The organism is Chitinophaga sancti (assembly GCF_034424315.1).
GTDB classification, from domain to species: Bacteria; Bacteroidota; Bacteroidia; order Chitinophagales; family Chitinophagaceae; genus Chitinophaga; species Chitinophaga sancti.
In genome coordinates, this window is sequence record NZ_CP139972.1 from 4,667,470 (window position 1) to 4,688,239 (window position 20,770).

The window sequence follows — 20,770 nt, forward strand, 5'->3', positions numbered from 1 at the left end:
TCAATATAACACGCAGAAAATCATCACAAAAAAAGACCTGCAGCAATTGCTACAGGTCTTCTCTCATATCGGCATAGTCTTACAACTTTCCGAAAATTACTCTACAGTGATCGTCACTTCATTCACCTTCGTCAGCCCACTCACACCTTCACCCTGATACACTACTTTGTAAGTACCTGGGGTCTCAATCTTGTAGCCCATCAGCAAATCGATTTCAGCAGACACACTACCTTTCGCAGGCACTTTGATATAAGTATCTGCCGGTGGAGGCGTTACTCTCTTCGCCATTGCACCTTTGTACTGTACTGCCTCGCCTTTGCTGTTAGTCACTTCGAAGAAAGAATTTAAAAACCTTTGTTCGAATGGCGTATGCCATTTACAAAATGCCTGCTCTTTGGTGGTAGGGTTATTCACAGTAAACTTCACCAGAATGGGTTTACCTGCTTTTACCTTTGCGGGCGCAAACATTACTGTTTCCAGTACAGGAATACTGCTATCAGCAGCTACAGGTTCAGCTACGGCAGCAGTGGTTTCCTGCACCTGTTGGGTCGTATTATGTTGTGTACTTTGAGACTGCTGGCATGCAGTGAAAGAAAATACAGACAGTATAACTGCCATTGCGATGAACTGGTTTTTCATTTAGATCATTTATAGGGGGAAATTAATCCTTTTTGAACACAAGAATATATTTCCTGAAGAAATACTTCCATGGCATCGCGATAACGGGCAAAGGCACCAAAGCAAATACCATAAACATACCACTTGCAGGAGAATCCATTAAGTGGCCTGCCTGCCATAACGGCAACGCCACTATGATGAGCCAGATGGATTTGTACAAAATCTCCAGCATGACGATAGCCAGCATTCTAAGTGGTTGAAAAATACCGAAAAAAGATAATAGGGAATAAGATGCCCAGATGGAAAAATTCATTGCTTCCGCTGGATCCCATGCTCCTTTATGTGTGAAAATAAAGGTCCAGGCATCCTTGCCGAGAAATACGAACATCAAAACATACAATAATCTTAATAAATAGATTTTGTAAATGGGAACGCCTTCCCAACGCTGACTGGTCATAATGGAAGTATAGGTTGAATGAAAAACTGGTTTTGAATTTATAGGTGATCTACACGGGTAAAAGGTTGCAAAGGCAGTTTATAACTGGCACTCATTTCATAAATAGGATTTCCAACTGATAATCAATGCATAAATAGTAATTATAAAATGAGTTCTATTATCCTTTTTTATCGCTATTACAATAAGCACATCCTAAATTAAATGCCCTCCATGATTACAGCTACAGGCAAGCAGGCCATTACAATGATTACTGAAAAACATTTCCCTTCATGATTACTGCTACATATATACTGTCATTGTACTACCAATCCAGTCATACATCACAAAGACTGCTGAAACACAATACAAACCGTAGTTGGATCCAACACTGCAAACTCCTTCAATCCCCATGGCTGCTGCTTCACATAATTCAGATTCGGATGCAGAATATCTGGCCGCCTTGCTTTAATATCCGCATACACCGCTTCAATATCATCAGTAGCAATCCTGATTTCAGGCCTGCTATCTTTAGCAGCCAGCTCCGGTTCTACCATTAATTGAAAAGTAGCATTATCCCTGTTTACGATATACAATACTTCATCATGGTATCCTAATTCAAACCCCAGCCCATCAATAAAGAAATCAAGCGCCTGCTGAATGTCTGCATAAAAAACTTTGGGTAATACGGCGATCAGGCTCATATAGTTAACAATTTAAACGAGCTACAATATAATATTAATTCAACACATTGTTTTAAGCGGCTAAGATCGGCAAGGACGGTCCACAATTATTTAAAAACTTATGTAGAAAAAGCCGGAAAATGCACAAACCCAGAATAGCAAGGGTAATTTTAACCGGGAGCATCATCAGCCTCCCAACTACCTCTCTGGCAACACGGCCTCCACCGGCTTCTCAAACTTCTCCGCATTAAAAATCCGCGCCCGGTGCTGCAATCCCCAATCCGCCAAACTATCCGTCAACTCCTTCAAGGTCTTCCCATATTGCGATAATTTATAAGTCACCGTCACCGGCTGTGTCTCTGACACCTCCCTGATAATCAGCCCATTCATCTCGAGATCCTTCAATTCCCTGCTCAGCACCTTCCCTGCTATCCCATTCAAATCTTTCAACAATTCTGAATACCGCATAGGCTTATAACAAAGATGCGCAATCAGGATCACCTTCCATTTTCCACCCAGAATATGAAGCGTATCATCAATCGCGCGCACTCTTTTCATACACTCGCTGAATGTCGGATATCCTAAATTCTCATTTTCCATATACAAAATTGGTTACTTTTTTGTCACCTGATGTCCCGTATGTCACCATCAATAAGCCCCCTAAAGTTACTTAATTACCGAAAGTGAATTTACATTTGTTGAAAATTGGACGAATATGAGTTTAATAGACGATTTACAATGGCGCTATGCCACTAAAAAGATGAATGGTGCGAAAGTACCTCAGGAGAAATTAGATTATATTCTGGAAGCGGCGCGCCTGGCACCCTCTTCTTCCGGTTTACAGCCGTATAAAATCATCGTAATTTCCGACAAGGCATTACTGGAAAAAATAAAAGGTATCGCATTTAATCAGAGCCAGATCGCCGACTGCTCTCACCTGCTGGTTTGGGCCGCCTGGGATGGATATAGTGATGCAAGGATCAGCAATGTATTCAATGCAACGATGGATGAGCGTGGATTACCACATGACACCATGGACAACTATAAAAGCGTGATATTAAACATGTATGAACCAAAGGGCCAGGATTGGCAGGCTCATCATGCGGCAAAGCAGAGTTATATCTCCTTTGCAATGGCTATTGCAGCAGCTGCAGAGCAGAAAGTAGATGCGACACCGATGGAAGGATTTGTGCCTGAGCAGTTAGATGAACTGTTACAATTGAATGGTACAGGGTATAAGAGTACGGTGATCCTGCCTTTGGGATATAGAGAAGCAGCGAATGACTGGCTGGTGAATATGAAGAAAGTGCGTACGCCTAAAGCGGATTTCATTACTGAAATGACGACTGCAGATGCTGCGCAGACAGATGGTGCACCTGTTACACTGAATCTGGAAACGATCGTAAAGAAATAGAATTTAATAGGGCTATCTGTTTATTTTCAAATAGATAGCCCTTTAAAACTGTTCATATTATATTCTCTTCAATTCAAAGGTCCACTACCCCAGGTAAACAATTCCTACAGCGCCGTCACTTTATCAACTCATACACCGGTAACCTTCAAATACCGCAGCCCTGGTATCCCGATTTGCTACAGCGCCATTACTTCACCAACTCATACACCGGTAACCTTCAAATATCCACAGCACCTGGTATCCCAATTTCCTACAGCGGCATCACTTTATCAACTCATACACCGGTAACCTATCCAATGGCACCGTCTGCTCAATCGTTCCCGGCCCCTTCAACACCTCTCCTTTATCACTCCTCCACTTCCCCTTCGGCAACACGACAGACTGCTTCCCATCCTTCGTCATCACAGGCGCCACCAGGTACTTATCCCCTAACATAAACTGCCCCTTCGCGGCTGCAAACCCCTGCCCCGGAAACTCATACTCCATACTCCTCACAATAGGCACCCCGCTCACAGCAGAAGCCTTCGCCAACTCCAAAATATAAGGCGTGTACTTTCCCCTGATCTCCACCGTTTTCTTCACCATCGCAAGATGCTCCTTACTCAACACCCTCCACGGCGCCACTGAAAACTGCATCATCGGCATCAATGCAGAACACTGTGCAGAACGTACCACTAGCTCCTCATCCAATTTATCTCTCCCAATAAAAGACCCAAACTCCCCACCGCCAATCATATCCGGACAGGTAAAATTATACCCCAACAAACCCGCCAGCGTAATATGCGGAATCAGCTTCTGCAAATCCACCCACGTATGCTGCTTATCCCTCAAGCGCTGCACAAGCGGTTCTCCCCCCATCTTCCACATAGCCCGATACTCATTCAATGCATAATGCAGGCCTATTTCTCCCCACAAACGACTTTGCTCATTAGGCGTAGCCTTCGCAAAGGAAACCGCATCAGCCGGATAAAAATCAGCATCCCCGGCATCCAACTTAAAACCATCCAGGTGATAAGTCTGCACCATATAATCCAGTCTGCCGCTAAACCACTCCTTTGCAGTGGGATTCGTGAAATCCATCACCGCGCTATATCCATTCCACCAGCTCAGGATCGCAGGGTTCACCGTATCCTTCATCAACAGCAACTTCTTGCTCAACAGCTCCCTGAATACTTCTGTATCCGGAGACACAAAAGGACTTATCCACAGCATCACCTTAAAACCCATCTTATGCAAACTATCCACCATCGCCGCCGCATTCTCAAATCGATCTTTTCTAAAATCAAACCTGCCGTAATAGTCTCCCCAGTTATCATCAATCATCAGTACACCGGCAGGAAAACCGTTGGCAAGAATGGCATTTGCATACCTAAGAATATCAGCCTGGTTCTGATTATATACCAGTTCAATCCACGTATTGTACTGAGGTCTGGTAATCAATAATGTATCCGGCAATTTTCCCTTCGCAGGAAAATGTTTCTTCGCCGCATTGGAAAAAGCATCTTTCAGGTTGTGCCCCAGCGAATCCACTTCAACAGGCGCAATTGCATTTGAAATCTCCAATACATTGCCATGTACTGCAAATTGAAAAGGCTCATCACTCCAGATATACCGCCCACTGCTGGACAGCAAAAGAGGAGCTGCCTGGTTCCCACCTGTATTCGCAAAGAGGTTAAATGAATAACCATCTTTCAGCGGCATCTGCTGCCCTTCGGTAACAGCGCCTCCGTACCAGTGTTCTCCGTTCTTAATTTGAATAGTTTTCGTTTGTGCGTATACGCAATTACAGATACTTGCGATTAGAATGGCTGAAATAACTTTTCCCAAGGGCATGAATTGGTTGTTTTACATTCTAAAATAACCTTAATTAGGGAGAGTGTTGCTACGCAACCGGTTGTGTAAATTTATAGTATATTTAAATGAAGATTGTAGACGTAAAAAAGAAGTAGCAGGACAATTGAAAAAAGAGGATGAAAACAAAAATACATTCATTCTCAATCCGATAACTGCACAATCATTTAAAAATCAATTACTTGTTCCCTCCAAAAAGTCTTAGTAACTTCATAACAATCACTAATTATTATGTTACATAGCAATGAATTCCTTACGCCACGTTTAACGGGTAAGCGCTTTGACGACCACACAATTCCATTGGATTTGCTGGAAGACTTTGCCGCACTGGAAGAGTTGTTCATAGAAGTAGCTAAATGGATCTACCTGAATGAAAATCCAGATAGAAAACGCGTTCCGAGAGGGTTTACCAATGAAGTAGCATTAAAATTATCATCGATCGAAAATGGCAGTGCTGTTCCAAAAATCATGCTTGTTACTTCATTCATAGGCCTATTTCCTAACAATAATTTTGAATACTACGAAAAAGCCAGGGAGAATATTTTAAAATCAATAGATGCTGCAAACAGAGGTGAAGAGGTAACAAGATATATTCCGGACAACCTACTGGTTTATTTCAATCGTATAGGAAAACGTCTTAGAGATGATGAAACGATTGATTTTAGTCCAGGTTCCGGATTGCAGGCTAAACTTAATAGAACTACCCGTAGAAAGCTGGTGCTCGCATCATCGAATATTCATGAAGTGACCATTGAAACTATGATCCGGGGTACCATCCCTGAAGCTGATAAAAGCAAAAAAACGTTCACACTTATGACTAATAGCGGTCAAAGAATCCTGGCTAAATTGCAGGGAGTTCATTCAACTACAATACTGGATGCCTTTAACAGCTATGAATCAAAAACAAGGGTAATGATATCCGGGCTCGGACGTTTTGACAAACAGGATAGGTTAGTCAGCTTTGAATCTATAGATCATATTTCTGTTCTTGATCCTTTAGATGTTCCGTCCAGGTTAGAAGAACTTGCCAGTTTGGAACCAGGGTGGTTAAATGGAGAAGGAATAGCATTGCAGAAAGAAAACCTGGATTGGTTTGCCGAAATATTCGAAACTAATTACGATCCAGCATTACCACTGCCTCATTTATATCCCACTCCTACTGGTGGAATTCAGGCTGAATGGTCTTCTTTCACTCATGATATAAGTTTAAATATTGATCTACCTAAGAAATCTGCATTTTACCAATCATGGAATCGTATTAGTGACGAGCTTGACGAGCTGACATTAAAACTATCAGAGGACAGTGACTGGCAATTGCTTAATCAAAAGCTTACACAACTTTATAAAGAATAGTAAATGCACCAAACCACTTTATTATTAAGACAAGTTCATCCATCTTTTGTACAAGCCAACAAAATATCGTCACAGGTATTTAGCATAACATCCCAGGTATTTAGGCCGACGCCAAAGGATCAGAACCAGCTTTCCGTTTACAACAGCAATAAATATACTCCCCAGGAGTCTCATGCTCATTTCACTGCTATTGATACCAGCTATAAATCTCATGGAGTAGTTGCCGTAAGCGTGCAGGAATGTGATATGGAAGGCCTTAAATGCGAAGAAAACAATATTCCGTTTGATGGCCATTCTTTCATTGATTTCAATATGCTTTCAGGTAGTCAAATTGAGAAGAAAGCGAAAAAGTTAAGGAACTACGCAATGGAAAGAGGCTGGCTATACGAACAAAGTGGTGAAAATTAAGCGTTAATTATAAAGAGGTTGTTTCAATAGTAATTTGAAGGCATTGAGAATTGCATTAATTAAACTCTCCGCCAGGTATCCTCATTAATCCGGGGAATTTTACTTTTGATACAACCTCTTTAATCATACAAACTATCATACCAATCATCCTGCTGCGCATTCCCATCCTTTATAATAAATGGCTTCAAATTAATTCTATAATATCTCGCCAACACCACCATTACCAATTCAGCAACCAATTCCTGCGCATCTTTCAGAGACATCATATCCTGGATCTCCTCATGCCTGATTCTGCGCTGATGGGCATCCATGGCCTGTGTAAAGCGAGCCAATGTTGCTTCTGAAAAACCAGATAAGATCAGCTCATCACCTTTCTCCATCAAAAATGCAAGTACATGATCATACGCTTTCCGCAAACTCTTCACATCCATACCTTCGCTAAGCGCCAATAACAGCTCTTTTATAAACACATCTCCCGGCACCAGTTTCAACAGGTGCGCAGCCGGGTGTTCATCTTCTTCAATTGGTGAACGGTAAGCAGAAAAATCAATATCAACATGTGCTTTAACACCTCTTTCTACATTCGCCATTCTAAACGTATTCACATCAATCACCGATGTGAAACTGATCTTATTCACCTTATCCTTATTTTCAAAAAGCAGGTACGATACCCCATCAATAAACTTCACCAGGTAACAGGCCTGTTCATATACCTGTGAGTCCGCAGTGGAGGCCAGGTATGCGGAACTAAAAACATACAGGGGTTGCCCGTCATTGTAAAAACACCAGATCCTGAAACCTTTATCAGTCAGGGTTTCTGTTAACCCAACAATGAAATTGTCAGCGATATCTATTTCGAATGCCCAATTTGCCATTGCATTGAATGAATTAGTCTGCATCAAATGTACAGAAATCAGGAATAGCCCTTGCCATTTTACTGTTTATAGCCGGAGTGCGATCCCTGTTTTTCATTTACGCCATGATCCAACGGGCAAGCGGACCAAAAGGGAAAAGCTGGCTGGAGAATACAGCGCTACCTGGGTGATTAGAATGGAACAGACGGGCTTATTATCAACAAGTTTGAGGAGTTTATGAGAGAGGTAAAAAGGAGACAACAATGTTAGTACAGATGAGTGATGACGATGATAATTCTATATTCACGCTTCATGTGGGGGATTTATAACGGGAGCATTAGAAAAATATCCATAAAAAAAGGGGATCAGTTACCTGATCCCCTTTTTCATAAACTTACTACTTCTCAATCGCAATCATTTTCGGCGCACTCGCCACAAACTCATCCAACACCCCGTCCGCAATCTTAATCGCTCCACCAAAACGCGTCGCACCAGGTATCGTCTGCATCGCCGCCGCTTCTGCAGCCAACTTCTTCGCATTCGCAAAATAACGACCCGCTGCATTACTTCCATGATCAGCAGCTTCCAGCCCTGCAGCTGTCAACTGCAGCGCTCTTCCCCACAACTGCATCGCATCCAGCCATGGACGTGCATCCACAGCAAAAGATGTATCCACTATCCCAGCCCTGATAATATCAGGTGCACTTGCAAACACCGCTGCATGCCTGATCAGATCTGCAATCGCCTGACGCCTGGTAACCACATCGCCATTTGCAATGGCATCCCGCACACCATCCAGCATCGCTTTCAGCTTTGGAGCCTGCTCCTGCCATGGCTGACTACCAAAAGTCGGCGCCAGATGCTGGGTATCAAAGAAAGTAAGCAGTGCGGCAGTCGTCTGCTCATCACCACCCGCCAGTTCTCTTGCAGCAAAAAGCCAGGTCCGCTCCGCATCATATCCTTTATCATTCCAAGCAAAGGCAACTACCCCAGTTACTGCAGCACGGCTTGGTGCCTCCTGGTTCATTGGGTTGGACAGGATACCTTCCAGCTCTTTAGATAAACCCGCTTCACGCTTTACATAAGGAGCTACCAATAAACGACCTACTGATTCACCATAGTCATTCACCGGATAGTTATCCCATAACAGTGTCTTACGACCAAAAGCCTTTGTAGCCGCTTTTGCATCAGGCACAGAGATGGCAGGTGGCACAACATCAGTACCCGTCCATTGCACAACTACCTGTGAATCCAGGTTTTTACGTAATGCTGCTTTGTACGGAGATTCTTTTGCATCATAATATTCTGTTGGCACCATAATTAAATCAGGTGCAGTCGGATCAGCTTTCTTAATGCTGGCCTGCAATGCATTCAGCAGTTTTGCCTGCGCAATACCTGCTGCTTCAGCACTTGAAGGACCAAAAGTTACCTTGTCAAGGTCGCAATTCCACTTTTTATATTCGATATCATCGAGGGCTACATAAAAACTATGTACACCAATAGCACGCAGGGCATTGAACTTGCGCACCAGTGTCTGCAGATCGCTGGTGTCAGAGAAACAAACGGTAGGACCAGGTGAAATCGCATACACAAAGTTGATATGGTTCTTAGCCGCATTCGCCACCAGTTTACCCAGCTCAGTCAGGGTTGCAGCGGGATAAGCATCGCGCCAGCGATCCCTGGCATAAGGATCATCTTTTGGACTATAGATATATGTATTGGCTTTTACAGTAGCGAGGAAGTCGAGATGCTTCGCACGATCAGCCATAGACCATGGTTTTCCATAGAACCCTTCAATCGTACCTCGGATCGGCATCGCAGGATGATCTTTGATCACCAGAGCAGGAATAGCAGCACGCTGCACGAGTTGACGTAAAGTCTGGGCAGCATGGAATAAACCATCCGCATCATAGCCGGCAAGGGTTATCAATGCGCCATTGCCTATCACAGTGCTGGCAATCGTGTAACCTTCAACATTACTATCCAGCACAGCGCCACTCTTAGAAAGCGCAGTACGTACGATCGCCGCATCGCCCGTTCCGAGAACAATGTGCGGGTAGTCAAATACCTGTGGCAACTGCCGTGCATTCGTTACAGTTTCAACGCCTGCAGCCATCAGTAACTTACGCACCAGTGTTGTAGTGGCAGTATCTACGCCGGGAGCAGTAATCAGTACAACCGATTTCCCCAGTGTGAAGGCACCTTTTCCAAGTTCGATGGATACCGGGGCCGGGAAAATAGCAGGTAAGGTAGCAGCTTGCGCAAATGCCGGACTGGCTTGCGGAGAATGTTGAACCGTTTGAGCCAAAGCAGCGCTGCAGCCGAACATCACAACGGTTAAACAGGTGAATAACATTTTCATTCCTCTTACGTGTTTAGAGACCTATAATGATGGTAAGATAGTAACTGGAATGGCAAAAAATGCCTTTAGCGCCTGCCTGGAATGGAAATGGGCAAAATGATATAATGATTGAACAATTAATCATCAAAGCCTCCCCTTACTTCCCCAGGTAATTCACAATAATCTTACTAATAGTATCCGCCTTATTAAAAACCATCAAATGTCCACCGCCTTTAATTTGGTAATCCGGATGCACCCGCCTGGTAGTAATCACCCTGTCAGCAGTTCCATTTATTTGAATCGTCCTTTCCGGCGGCACCTTATTATTCCAATAAGCAATACTCTTCAATGCCCAACGGAAAAAATTGACATCCGTGTCTTTTAATAAATTCGTCAATGTCTCTTTATCATTAGGCGACCAGGCGCCAAAATATCGATAGGTGAGAAAATTAGTCCGCTGTATTAAGGCTCCCGGAATAAGATGATAAAAACCCAGTTTCATCCAGAAAAACTGTATCCTGTTCAATTCATTCTTAGTTCTGACGGAAGAAATCAGCACCATTTTATCCACCTTCACCAGCTTCGCCACTTCCACAGCAACAATCCCACCAAAGGAAAGTCCGATGATATCCGGGTTTTCTTCAGTAACCTGGGGCCTGATCCTCGCTGCATACTGCTCAATGGTTTCATGTCGCAATGCAGGGATCCAGTTTATATAAACTTTATGATACCCTGGCAATTCAAGGTTCATAAATATACTTGAGTCTGCCCCTATACCACTAAAAAGGTAAACAGTTTTCTGTGCTTTATGAGCTGTATCCTTCGGTATTTGCCCCTTCACCAGGAGGCTGGTGAGCATACAAAAACCAACAAAAATCACTTTCACACTGTGCGCCATAGATCTTCTTCCTTCTTGCCTGACAGGCATTTTTAATACGGTGTTATTTAAATCGTTCAGTCTACATAGTATACTTACATACTGTAGCCTGCTGTAGTAGAAGTCCCTTTAGGATAGTAAACATATTATTTATTGGAAGGGTTCCACAGGAACTCCCCACGGGAGCATTACCTATGGCAAGTTTGGTACCATTTTCTTACATGGGATCTATCTAAAGCTTTTTGGGAGAAGTTATCAGGTGATTTAAGGGGGGAATTAAAAAAAGTGCCGTCGAATTATTGATTTGAAGACGCTTCCATTTAGTCGGGCACTTTTTCGAACGCGCTGATAGAATATTAATTTTACTAACCAATATTTACGCAATTTATTATCAAAAAGACAATAACAGTTAAACCATAAAAATATAATAATCAATTATTTAAAAACTAATATTTCTCTTTGTTCAGAGAAAAGAGATATTTTATTTGCCTGAGTTAACGAGGACATTAATGGATCCGGTGTGGAGATCATTTTACAAGAATAAGCAAATACATATCTATAAATGCTTCTCACTAATAATGCTGTATAAAATCGAAAATAAAAAACATTACTTTTATTTTTGACAAACAGCATAATGAAATTTAACTTATTCAATCGAAAATCGGGTAAAATGATTACCCCTTCGACAAAAGTCTATAGAAAGCAAATAATCGAAGGATTTTCAATTCCTGCAATCATTCATAATAGCAATTATTTTTTTGTCGACCTAGATGTTTATGAAAACGGCCGGGTTCAATGCTGGAACTTTGAGGACTTTGAACATTTTAAGAAAGACGTTCAACGCGGCTGGGTTTCCTTAAACGTTCCGGACAATGAAGAAATTTCAATTCATGGTTTAGGAAGTTGGACAATACAAAATGGAAATTGGCAATTTAATAAGGAGACCTTTCTCGACTACGTAAAAGAGTTAATCAAGTATCTTAACCCAAGGTTAGAAAACATTTATACATACAGTGAGAAAAAAATCAACGGTGTCAGGATCGGTGAAAACGGAAACGGAACGATTTACAAAGAAAAGACGCCAAATGACTTTTTTTCAAACAAAATAGATGGCGAAAGCGTGAATCTATTTTACAAAACAAACGATGTATTTAATTTAGTAAAAGCAAATGTCTTTGCAGATGGAAGTTTGGAGCTTTCACGACTAGAGAGCCCAATAACTTTAAATATTGAAGAATTTGAAAGGCTTGTACACGAAAGTGTTTTATTAACTGACATTCCAATTGGTTCGATAGTTCACATTTATGGGCTTGGAAAATTCTCCATTCAAGAAACGCATTACATTACATCAATTCAAGACAAACTATTAGAAATAAAAGATATTCAAAAACAATTGAAAGGAGAACCGACAACAATAGAGTTTTGTCGACAAGTCCACCAAAAGTTTTTAGCCAGTCCGACAAAAAATGCCAAAGAGGAATTACGGATTGCTTACGAAAGTATACCAACCCACCAGAGAATGTATGTTGGGGACATGGATACAAAAGATATTGAAGTGCGAATGATAATTTATGGAGACCAGGAAATTGAGAATTGGTCTCATTACATATTAGCAAAAGAAAGGGGGGAAGAACTGCCAACGATTATAGTTCCGAAACCCAATGATGAACAAAACGACGGATAACTATCCGTGAGGCGAACCAAATAATCCTTTTTTTAACAGGTTAAAGAATTTTAGAAAGGTCTGGCGCCTGAACTGCATTTCAGAAAGTGATAAAAACGAGACAAGGCAGCAGAAATGCTGCCTTGTCTCGTTTTTAGTTGAATCCTACAACATCCAGCCACAATTTATAAACACACTGTTGGCTGTAGTTTAATTCGATATTGACTAAAGTTGCTTAGTATTAATTTGGTACAAAATGTGACGTCTAAGCCTACTATTTTGTTCAACCTTGGGATGGTCAAATTCCCCTACGTAGTTCATACCAATTCTTCTCATTACGTTTTCTGACTTCACATTTATTATTGAAGTAAATGAAACGACTTTATCAAATTCCAGAATGTCAAAACCATATTTCAAACAAGCATTAGCGGCTTCTGTTGCAAAGCCTTGTCCCCAAGCTTCTTTTTTATATCGCCAACCAATTTCAACACAGGGAGTAAAAAATGCGTCAAATGTTGGAACAGCAAATCCGGTAAAACCAATAATTTTTTTTGTTAGTTTGTTTTCAACTGCAAAGAGCCCAAATCCATTTTCGTCAAAATGCAATTTGATTCTTTGCACCATTTCTGATGTTTCCCTATCTGTCAAGCTTTTAGGGAAAAACCTCATTACGTCTACGTCTTTGTTCATCTCTGCAAATGGTTGGATGTCTGAATCAAGCCACCGTCTTAAACCAAGTCGTTCAGTTGTTAGTATATAATCGCTCATTTTATTTCTCTATAAGACCTCTTACGAAGTTGTCAAATTATAGCCAACTCATAAATTTAAGTAATAGTCGTACATTTCTTCTACAGTGAAAGATAATACTTTCACTGTAGAAGAAATACTTCTTACCAAATTTTCGGAATATCCGGTTGAGTAACAAAATTGCCGTGAGAAATCCTGCTATAAAACTGATTATTATGGAAATAATGCTTTATAATTGGGAGAATTGAGAACCTTTGATAAGGTACAAAGGGGAGTTTTATTAGCTTTTAATAATCAGTATGATTGAGCCAAATGCATTAAAGATAATTGTTGAAGATGAAAATATATATTTTACTCAGAAAGATCCCTCTAAGGTAATATCCCGGGAGCTTTTAAGAGATTTAGTGCGAGAGTATTTTAGTATTACGAATACATTAATAGTTACCTGTTTTGTGTTTGACAGCCTTGATTTGGCTATAGGGGAAAAGATTAATACATTAATGCACACTTTAAGGGCCAACACTTACAAAAAGCATAAATCTGATTTTGGACTGTATTGGAAAATTGACATTCATCAGTTGGAAGATGCCCTTCAGCTATGTATGGAGCTTTGGAGCTGTTATGAATTTGTAGGGCTTGATTTCTTTTCCCTCGCAGATCAGGAGGAGCTTGACAGATTAATAACATTTAACGGCTATCGGAACGAACAGTTGAAAAACTTTAACGGTTATGCAGTGATTTATATTCGCGATGATGCTTATGAGAAGGTAGTAGGTGTATTGAAAAGCCCAACATTAAGGTATCCTGATTGGTATTATGGAATAAAAAAGACAAGTTGGTAGGAGATTTCACAAAAAAGGAGACCAATTACCTGATCTCCTTTTTACCGGTTTTTTGTCGGGGTGACCGGACACTTTTCGAACTTTTTGGTCGAAGATTTGGCCAAAATCCACCAATTCCACCCAAAGATCAAAACATAAATCTGGCAAATCATATAACATAAGCTGATCCTACAAACGGCCTATTTAAAATTATAAACATTAATTTGCCTTCAAACAATTTTTATGACAAGTGATATACAGGGAAAATTCGAAGTAATTGAAAGTTTTGGTATTGCCAGCAGAAATGAATTTTATATGATCGGACAATTAAAGGAAGGAGAAATTTTTGAAAACTGGTTTGTGCGTATCCATTTGAATTCATCTCTTAAATTAACGTTGAGAATTAAGGCAGTTGAAGAAATTGCACTGGCTAGTGATGGTAGCAAGTATAAATTGATTATAATTGATACGCAGGAACATGATAGCCAAGACTTTTTGTTAGGTTTAGGAGTAGGAAGCGAAATGGTCGAAATTGGAATAGAAGGAGAGGATTAAGACATGGTGATAACAAAATCAAACAAAAAATGGTATAACCAAGCATTACCTGACTTATTTATACCATTCTTTACATTGTCGGGGTGACCCGACAATGTAAAGAACTTTCTAATAGCAGATTTAAACATAATTGAGCAATTATGTACTAAAAGCAACATCATTAATTCGAAATAAACAAATTAACCTGTTGCCCCATAAGTAGCATCAAAATATTCTTTTAGGTTTGGACCTTTTACATGGGCTGACATTATGCGCTTAAATTTGTACACGAAGCTTTAAGTGATGGTTTGAGGATTGAAGTGAAACAATTGAGCTATCCTTTTTTGTAAATTGAGCCGAATAACCCTATAATATTTGAAAATTTGGATAATCAGTGAAAGTGATCTGTTAAAAACCTCCCAAATGGGTTTATAATCATAAAATTCATAATCAAATAAATGTCAGACCAAACAAATGATTTTAGATTTAAAATAATTAACAATAGCATCAGATGTTTTGCCATTGTCAATATTGACGTGTCACCCAATTTATCCGGTCTAAATGAAATAATAGAAAACTATTCCGGGAAGGGGTTTTATAGTCAGGGTTATATCGAAGAGGTTCCAAAATCCGGCTATCAATCCTGGAAACATGCAGCAATAAAGGGTTTAGAATTTGCCTTTTCAATTGTTGATACAAATTGGACAGTTCAAATAAATAAAATAGCGGGACTAAGCTTCACAGATACAAACCCGGCTATAGTAGGTTATACTATAATGATGGCCTTCTTTGACAAAATAGGCTTGCAGTTTGACATTGAGCAGATGGGTAAAATTGAAGATTTAATTTCAAGAAGCTGGAACAAACCGTATAAAGAACTTATCCCTGATTTTTTCAACCTGACATTTACAGAATATAAATAAACCTGAAAATCCTGAATAAACTAATGATCGTATTATAGCATGTAATATTGCCTAAAACTTATAATTAATAATGATAGAAGAAGAAATTAATTAATTGCGCTGTCATTAAGATTTTTCCATACGTCCGGATTATAACAAACCCAATATACCAAAAACAAAAAAGGAGATCAATTGCTTGATCTCCTTTTTTCCGATTCGTCGGGGCGGCAGGATTCGAACCTGCGACCTCCTGCTCCCAAAGCAGGCGCGATACCGGGCTACGCTACGCCCCGAAAAAGGACATCCATATCATGAATACCCCGTTGGGAGCGCAAACCTAACAAATTTTTTGAAAACTTACCACATTCCTATTCTATTTTTTTTCAAAATAACCCCAAAAACCCGGTTTACCTGCCTATCAAACATTCAAAAATCCGCCCTGCCTGCAAAAAATAAGCTTGCAGATGTGATTATCTGCAAGCTTCTCTAAAGGTCTCAATAAACGGTCGATTAAATATTTAGTTCTTAGAAACAAGTATCTTCTTCACATAAAAATCTCCATCATTATCCACCACTTTTAACAACACCACTCCTTTTAAAGTCACCGGAAGATTGATCCGGCATTCATCCCCAGGATTAAATAATTTCTGGAAAACCACCTCACCCAGGATATTTGACAGCGAAACCGCCCGGATATATTTATTCGTATAATCCCCCATTTTATGACTTAAACTTAAGTTGATGACATCAATTGCCGGATTAGGATAAGCAGCCACTTCAATCAACTTCTCTTCCTGTTGGTAAGATTGTATAGTATTGGTAACGCTATTGGTCATCACAGGTTTATACTGATCAAACTGAATGCTGGCAGCATTTACCAACGTCGTTCCCGCCATTATTCCCTTATCAGGCGAAACTGAAAAAGAGATATACCCCTGGCTACCATTCGCATCTGATACCGAATCAGTCAGATAAATGTTCTGGAAATGGAAAGTCAGCCTGTTCCCAGACAATGCCATACTTACCCCCGGATGACTGGATGCAACGACCTTCAGCGTTGAAAGATCCAGGCCCTCCGGCAGTTCGTCTATAATATAAACGTCCGAAGCCGGATGATTCCCTATATTCTGGAACTTGATTGTATAGGTTAACACATCAGATGACATGATATAGCCACCCTTACCATACCCAACCGGAGCCACTTCCATCTCGTTGGGATCAATAGCCCCCACAACAGTGTAAGTGGCCTTACTTTGATTATTTGAATAGTCGCAATCGTTAACGGCCCCGTCTATCCAGGCATTAAAAGTGATCGTATCCCCGATATTTACAGTTGAACTTACTGAATGATTAAAACTGATCAACCGATCCTCATATGCGCCCATATCGCTCAGATTCCAGGAAACAATTACATATTTAATCCCATTCTCAGTAACGGTCTCTGTTTTAGAGAATGGCTGGGATGCTTGTGATATTGATACCGTAGCCGGCATTTTCAGTTTGGCTACCAGGAACGGAATCTTACTAATCCCTTTATTCGAAACCATCCAGGTAAACTGGTTATTCGTATACCCTTTACGAATAGCTGTACTACCAAAGATTACAGCAGGATCACTACCATTGCAGGAAAGTATTATTGGTAACCAAACAGTATCTGGCTGCTTGCCCAGGGCAATAGTTACATTCATCTTACTGCAGGCAGGTACAACGTTTTTCCCGGGCAATGGCACAATTGTATATGCACCAGCATTTAACCTTGTATAAAAATAGCCTGCTTTATCAGAGAAAATATTATAACTATTATTTACCCTTACACTTCCTTCAGGCACCAATGGCTCCCCGGCATCCCTATGACAGTTATTATTCAGATCATTGTACAACGCGCCAACCAATTTTACAGACTGTGGTTCAGTGACCTGAATTATCTGCCTCGGCGCCACATTCACGATATATTGAATAATACCGCCCGGCCATTTCACCATTATTGAATCGACAGTAGTCGCTTTCCCCAAACCAAAATGTTGTTTATAACTGTTCTGCCCACCAAAACCTGACTGTGAATTTACTTCCCGCATCTGCCAGATGTTGTTTGCTTTTACGAAAACATCGGCACCCACAGCGGACTTATTAGACACTGTACCAGTGAGCTTGATTTCCAACCAGGCATTGCTGTTGCCATTATTAGTAAAAAACCCGTTCACCTGGCCGGAGTGTGTGCTTACGAAAAGATCAAGATCTCCATCATTATCATAATCACTCCATGCAGTTCCCATCGCTTTACCAAAATTGAAGGCAGGTAATTCATCGGTCTTACGCGTAAAATTACCCTTCCCGTCATTTAGGTAAAGAAAAGAACCATTCGAATCGTTAGCTACATATAAATCCTGGTCTCCATCGTTATCAATATCTGCAAACCCACATCCGTGCGAAGTTCCTTTGTCCTTCACCACCACACTATTTACTACTTTAGTAAAGTTGCCGCCACCATTATTGATGTACAGGAAATTCCCCTTCGAGTTAGCATTTGTGACAAAAAGGTCCAGGTCACCGTCATTATCTATATCACCCCAACAGCTTCCTACAGATTGTCCACCATCATTTGAAACTGCATTATCAACCCGGGAGAATTTACCATTCCCCTCATTATGAAACAGTGAATTCTTATAGCCATTCCCGTTAGGAACAAACAAATCCGGGTAACCATCCGCATCATAATCAGCCCAGGTAGGTCCTACTGATTGATTTGCCTGCATTGGAATAACATCATCCAGCTCTTTTTCATATCCACCACTACCAGTACTATGGTATAATTCATTGTAACGGGTAGGGAAATAATTGCAGAGGAAGAGATCTGCTTTGCCATCCTTATCATAATCAGCAAATGCAGCCCCATGATAATAAGATACATTTTTCACAAAAGGCAGATCATTGTTTCTAACAAGCGTACCATTATTATTTACATAAAAAGCATTGGGCTTCCTTGTATTATTGATGACCAACAAATCCAGATCCCCATCATTATCAGCATCCACCCAGGAACCTGCCATTGAAATCGCTGTATCTTTTACAAACGAGTTGGCTGTATGCCGGGCAAAACCACCTTTTTTATCATTGAGATAAAGCAAACAAGGGAAATTACTTCTCCTGTCAGGCACAAAAAGGTCATCATACCCATCATTGTTAACATCCACCCAGTTAGCCGTCCAGGAATCAGTAGAATCCTTGCTAACAAGGTTATCGCTAAAATTTGAAAAGATTAATTTCGAAGCATTCAGCGGATTTACATTCACTACCTCTGTGGTTGACGACTGCTGTAATTGCCCATTTACCATGCCTGTTACAATTGTCTCCACGGTGGAATTCACTGCCTTTTTAATCGGTGCATTCTCATTATCATTCGCAGCCGCGATCATCATCGTTTCTACCTTATACTGACCACCACTTTTCAGGTTGGGTGTATTATCAAATTCTGCTGTAATCTTGTCTTTATCAACATTGATAGTACCGGAGATAGTGGGTGTAGCAGGTCCTGAAAAAGTAGAATTAACAATCTTCAGACCATCTTCTACAATCACCTGTACTTTTGTGCCGGCAACGTCACTTCCTGCATTTATATAAGCAGTTACTTTTACTGTATCTGCAGGTATCGCATTAGAATTGGAAGTGATCGAATATTCGGTAAAGCTTTGTTCAAGGGGAGTTCCAGTGTAACACATCCAGTTATCCTGGAAGTTGGAGTTCATAACAGATATATTGTTATCACTTTCTATCAACAAATAAGGTCTTTCCGGTCCTGATGGAGTGCCGGTACCATTATATATACTCTTCCAGTCACTTAAGGTTAAATAGCAATCCGCATACCGCCCTGGTGCGATTTTGAACACCCGGTTAATTTTCTTGCCTCCAGTATAAGCATCCTTTACAGTCACAACAGCGCCCTTGATTGAAAACATGTAAACATGTGTAAGCAGCTGGCCAAAAGCCTTACCTGTAAACGGATCAACTACGTTATTTTCACTACTCGGAGGGGCCATATAGCTCAGGAACTTGTTCCCCGAAGTCGTTCCATTCTCCGCACTTACCATCGTTGCCATATCACTGGTACCGGGTGCACCGGTTTCAAACCAGTTCCCTTCAAAAACCGACACTCTTTTACCTGCAGTACAGGTAATACGAAATACAGTTGAATAACTGACATTCCCTTCAGTCTTTCCCACCCAATCATTCGCCTGTAAGCGGTTGAGCGTAAAACTTTTTACCGCCACCCAACTACCATTATTATACCGTTCCAGTTTCACAGCATTGGCATCATCCCAGCTAACGATCCTGATTTCCTGCTCACCCCCACTCTGATAGGGTACAGCAAAGTACATCAGCTCTCCCGAAGAACTTCCATTAGATGTGGGTACATATCCGCCACCATCTCTTTCATTACCATACAAGGCACCATATTGAACGGTAATGGGTTTATCGGATATAATCATATAGGTTTCGCCCGCACCCATTATATCTCTCCCATTGGTATACTTGTAGATAATGTCCTCCCCTATATTCAGTTTCCGGGTGAATACAACGCTGTCCTGACCCATTTTGACATCAGTGAACCCGGTATTGGTCTTAGGCTGTGTACTAATCTTTTTGAAAATAACAGTTGTATTATTATCATAGGGAAAAACATTGATATCCCTTTTGGAAGAAGAATACGGAGGGGAGTAAATAATGAATTTCTGACCAATGGATTTTTTATCAGTAGAAGGTACCCAGTCATGCTGCCAGTCACTATTTGTGGATTGAGAAGCATACACAAGTTTATTGCTCTTTACAATAAAGTAATCTCCATCCCATTTAAGGATGCCTCCGGATGCATACCGGGCATCATCATTTATACCATTATCCCTGATATAAAGCACATAACTTTGCCCGGCCATCAGTATGCCGCTTTTGCTATCATCCGTATCGCCGTCAGCGCCATCGTCAATGATCTCAAAAGTGGTGCTATCATAAATAGCAGTGACAATTAATGCCACATCCCGTCGCACAGCATCATTGTTTGGTGGTACGTATATTTGAAAATAAGTAGAAGGTTCGCCTGTAGCGAATAATTTGTTTATTAACAGTATGAGTATAAAAAGTAAAATTCCCTTCTTCATATTGCTTAATTTTCACTAAGCAATACCAGTTTCAATCCAGATTTACAAATATCTGAAAATCAAACACTTACAAAAATGGCATGGACGTTTTTTTTCCACCAGGTGGAAGAATAGTTTCAAT

17 protein-coding genes and 1 tRNA gene are annotated in these 20,770 nt (G+C 40.7%); 7 read left to right on the top strand and 11 right to left on the bottom strand.

What is annotated here, in order from left to right; translation table 11 throughout:
- Positions 1-96 precede the first annotated feature (96 nt).
- The 4 genes from U0033_RS17915 to U0033_RS17930 form a co-directional block, all read right to left on the bottom strand.
- Positions 97-639, bottom strand: coding sequence for a hypothetical protein (locus U0033_RS17915; protein ID WP_072363508.1), 543 nt, complete (start codon positions 637-639; stop codon positions 97-99).
- Positions 640-661: 22 nt separating this feature from the next.
- On the bottom strand, positions 662-1,075 hold the full coding sequence (locus U0033_RS17920; RefSeq protein WP_072363507.1) for a hypothetical protein: 414 nt from the start codon (positions 1,073-1,075) through the stop codon (positions 662-664).
- A gap of 320 nt (positions 1,076-1,395) precedes the next feature.
- Positions 1,396-1,755 (bottom strand): VOC family protein, encoded by a 360-nt coding sequence (locus U0033_RS17925; RefSeq protein ID WP_072363506.1) that lies wholly within the window; start codon positions 1,753-1,755, stop codon positions 1,396-1,398.
- Positions 1,756-1,932: 177 nt separating this feature from the next.
- Complete coding sequence (locus U0033_RS17930) at positions 1,933-2,292, bottom strand: winged helix-turn-helix transcriptional regulator (protein ID WP_245801824.1); 360 nt, start codon at positions 2,290-2,292, stop codon at positions 1,933-1,935.
- A 157-nt stretch (positions 2,293-2,449) separates the two neighbouring features.
- Here U0033_RS17930 and U0033_RS17935 point away from each other — a divergent pair, with 157 nt between their 5' ends.
- Positions 2,450-3,148, top strand: coding sequence for a nitroreductase family protein (locus U0033_RS17935; protein ID WP_072363504.1), 699 nt, complete (start codon positions 2,450-2,452; stop codon positions 3,146-3,148).
- Positions 3,149-3,409: 261 nt separating this feature from the next.
- Here U0033_RS17935 and U0033_RS17940 read toward each other — a convergent pair whose 3' ends face one another.
- Positions 3,410-4,981 carry a glycoside hydrolase family 31 protein gene (locus U0033_RS17940; protein WP_072363503.1) on the bottom strand — a complete coding sequence of 524 codons (1,572 nt, stop codon included), beginning with the start codon at positions 4,979-4,981 and terminating at the stop codon, positions 3,410-3,412.
- Positions 4,982-5,230: 249 nt separating this feature from the next.
- On the opposite strand from U0033_RS17940, the gene U0033_RS17945 reads away from it, so the two are divergent.
- Both U0033_RS17945 and U0033_RS17950 read left to right on the top strand, forming a co-directional pair.
- Positions 5,231-6,352, top strand: coding sequence for a hypothetical protein (locus U0033_RS17945; RefSeq protein ID WP_072363502.1), 1,122 nt, complete (start codon positions 5,231-5,233; stop codon positions 6,350-6,352).
- Positions 6,353-6,355: 3 nt separating this feature from the next.
- The gene (locus U0033_RS17950) at positions 6,356-6,760 is read left to right on the top strand and encodes a hypothetical protein (protein WP_072363501.1); all 405 of its coding nucleotides are present in this window, start codon (positions 6,356-6,358) and stop codon (positions 6,758-6,760) included.
- Between the two features lie 119 nt (positions 6,761-6,879).
- Here U0033_RS17950 and U0033_RS17955 read toward each other — a convergent pair whose 3' ends face one another.
- From U0033_RS17955 to U0033_RS17965, 3 genes are all read right to left on the bottom strand, one after another.
- Positions 6,880-7,635, bottom strand: coding sequence for a hypothetical protein (locus U0033_RS17955; RefSeq protein ID WP_072363500.1), 756 nt, complete (start codon positions 7,633-7,635; stop codon positions 6,880-6,882).
- Positions 7,636-8,011: 376 nt separating this feature from the next.
- Entirely contained in the window at positions 8,012-9,976 is a 1,965-nt protein-coding gene (locus tag U0033_RS17960; protein WP_072363499.1) for a beta-N-acetylhexosaminidase family protein, read from the bottom strand.
- Between the two features lie 136 nt (positions 9,977-10,112).
- Complete coding sequence (locus tag U0033_RS17965) at positions 10,113-10,883, bottom strand: alpha/beta fold hydrolase (RefSeq protein ID WP_143150824.1); 771 nt, start codon at positions 10,881-10,883, stop codon at positions 10,113-10,115.
- A 583-nt stretch (positions 10,884-11,466) separates the two neighbouring features.
- Here U0033_RS17965 and U0033_RS17970 point away from each other — a divergent pair.
- The gene (locus U0033_RS17970; protein WP_072363498.1) at positions 11,467-12,516 is read left to right on the top strand and encodes a DUF7638 domain-containing protein; all 1,050 of its coding nucleotides are present in this window, start codon (positions 11,467-11,469) and stop codon (positions 12,514-12,516) included.
- A gap of 204 nt (positions 12,517-12,720) precedes the next feature.
- Here U0033_RS17970 and U0033_RS17975 read toward each other — a convergent pair whose 3' ends face one another.
- On the bottom strand, positions 12,721-13,263 hold the full coding sequence (locus U0033_RS17975) for a GNAT family N-acetyltransferase (protein WP_072363497.1): 543 nt from the start codon (positions 13,261-13,263) through the stop codon (positions 12,721-12,723).
- Positions 13,264-13,541: 278 nt separating this feature from the next.
- On the opposite strand from U0033_RS17975, the gene U0033_RS17980 reads away from it, so the two are divergent.
- From U0033_RS17980 to U0033_RS17990, 3 genes are all read left to right on the top strand, one after another.
- Positions 13,542-14,084 (top strand): hypothetical protein, encoded by a 543-nt coding sequence (locus U0033_RS17980; protein ID WP_072363496.1) that lies wholly within the window; start codon positions 13,542-13,544, stop codon positions 14,082-14,084.
- Between the two features lie 222 nt (positions 14,085-14,306).
- A complete protein-coding gene (locus U0033_RS17985; RefSeq protein WP_072363495.1) occupies positions 14,307-14,618 on the top strand; it encodes a hypothetical protein in 312 nt (103 codons plus the stop codon).
- A gap of 437 nt (positions 14,619-15,055) precedes the next feature.
- Positions 15,056-15,520 (top strand): hypothetical protein, encoded by a 465-nt coding sequence (locus U0033_RS17990; RefSeq protein ID WP_072363494.1) that lies wholly within the window; start codon positions 15,056-15,058, stop codon positions 15,518-15,520.
- A 198-nt stretch (positions 15,521-15,718) separates the two neighbouring features.
- Here U0033_RS17990 and U0033_RS17995 read toward each other — a convergent pair.
- Positions 15,719-15,792 (bottom strand) — tRNA-Pro (locus U0033_RS17995).
- A gap of 225 nt (positions 15,793-16,017) precedes the next feature.
- Positions 16,018-20,649, bottom strand: coding sequence for an FG-GAP-like repeat-containing protein (locus tag U0033_RS18000; RefSeq protein ID WP_072363493.1), 4,632 nt, complete (start codon positions 20,647-20,649; stop codon positions 16,018-16,020).
- Positions 20,650-20,770 lie beyond the last annotated feature (121 nt).

What these genes read in the sequence shown, in the direction of transcription:
- U0033_RS17915 (WP_072363508.1), bottom strand. Translation starts at nt 639, where the DNA reads ATGAAAAACCAGTTCATCGCAATGGCAGTTATACTGTCTGTATTTTCT.
- U0033_RS17920 (WP_072363507.1), bottom strand. Translation starts at nt 1,075, where the DNA reads ATGACCAGTCAGCGTTGGGAAGGCGTTCCCATTTACAAAATCTATTTA.
- U0033_RS17925 (WP_072363506.1), bottom strand. Translation starts at nt 1,755, where the DNA reads ATGAGCCTGATCGCCGTATTACCCAAAGTTTTTTATGCAGACATTCAG.
- U0033_RS17930 (WP_245801824.1), bottom strand. Translation starts at nt 2,292, where the DNA reads ATGAAAAGAGTGCGCGCGATTGATGATACGCTTCATATTCTGGGTGGA.
- U0033_RS17935 (WP_072363504.1), top strand. Translation starts at nt 2,450, where the DNA reads ATGAGTTTAATAGACGATTTACAATGGCGCTATGCCACTAAAAAGATG.
- U0033_RS17940 (WP_072363503.1), bottom strand. Translation starts at nt 4,981, where the DNA reads ATGCCCTTGGGAAAAGTTATTTCAGCCATTCTAATCGCAAGTATCTGT.
- U0033_RS17945 (WP_072363502.1), top strand. Translation starts at nt 5,231, where the DNA reads ATGTTACATAGCAATGAATTCCTTACGCCACGTTTAACGGGTAAGCGC.
- U0033_RS17950 (WP_072363501.1), top strand. Translation starts at nt 6,356, where the DNA reads ATGCACCAAACCACTTTATTATTAAGACAAGTTCATCCATCTTTTGTA.
- U0033_RS17955 (WP_072363500.1), bottom strand. Translation starts at nt 7,635, where the DNA reads ATGGCAAATTGGGCATTCGAAATAGATATCGCTGACAATTTCATTGTT.
- U0033_RS17960 (WP_072363499.1), bottom strand. Translation starts at nt 9,976, where the DNA reads ATGAAAATGTTATTCACCTGTTTAACCGTTGTGATGTTCGGCTGCAGC.
- U0033_RS17965 (WP_143150824.1), bottom strand. Translation starts at nt 10,883, where the DNA reads ATGCCTGTCAGGCAAGAAGGAAGAAGATCTATGGCGCACAGTGTGAAA.
- U0033_RS17970 (WP_072363498.1), top strand. Translation starts at nt 11,467, where the DNA reads ATGAAATTTAACTTATTCAATCGAAAATCGGGTAAAATGATTACCCCT.
- U0033_RS17975 (WP_072363497.1), bottom strand. Translation starts at nt 13,263, where the DNA reads ATGAGCGATTATATACTAACAACTGAACGACTTGGTTTAAGACGGTGG.
- U0033_RS17980 (WP_072363496.1), top strand. Translation starts at nt 13,542, where the DNA reads ATGATTGAGCCAAATGCATTAAAGATAATTGTTGAAGATGAAAATATA.
- U0033_RS17985 (WP_072363495.1), top strand. Translation starts at nt 14,307, where the DNA reads ATGACAAGTGATATACAGGGAAAATTCGAAGTAATTGAAAGTTTTGGT.
- U0033_RS17990 (WP_072363494.1), top strand. Translation starts at nt 15,056, where the DNA reads ATGTCAGACCAAACAAATGATTTTAGATTTAAAATAATTAACAATAGC.
- U0033_RS18000 (WP_072363493.1), bottom strand. Translation starts at nt 20,649, where the DNA reads ATGAAGAAGGGAATTTTACTTTTTATACTCATACTGTTAATAAACAAA.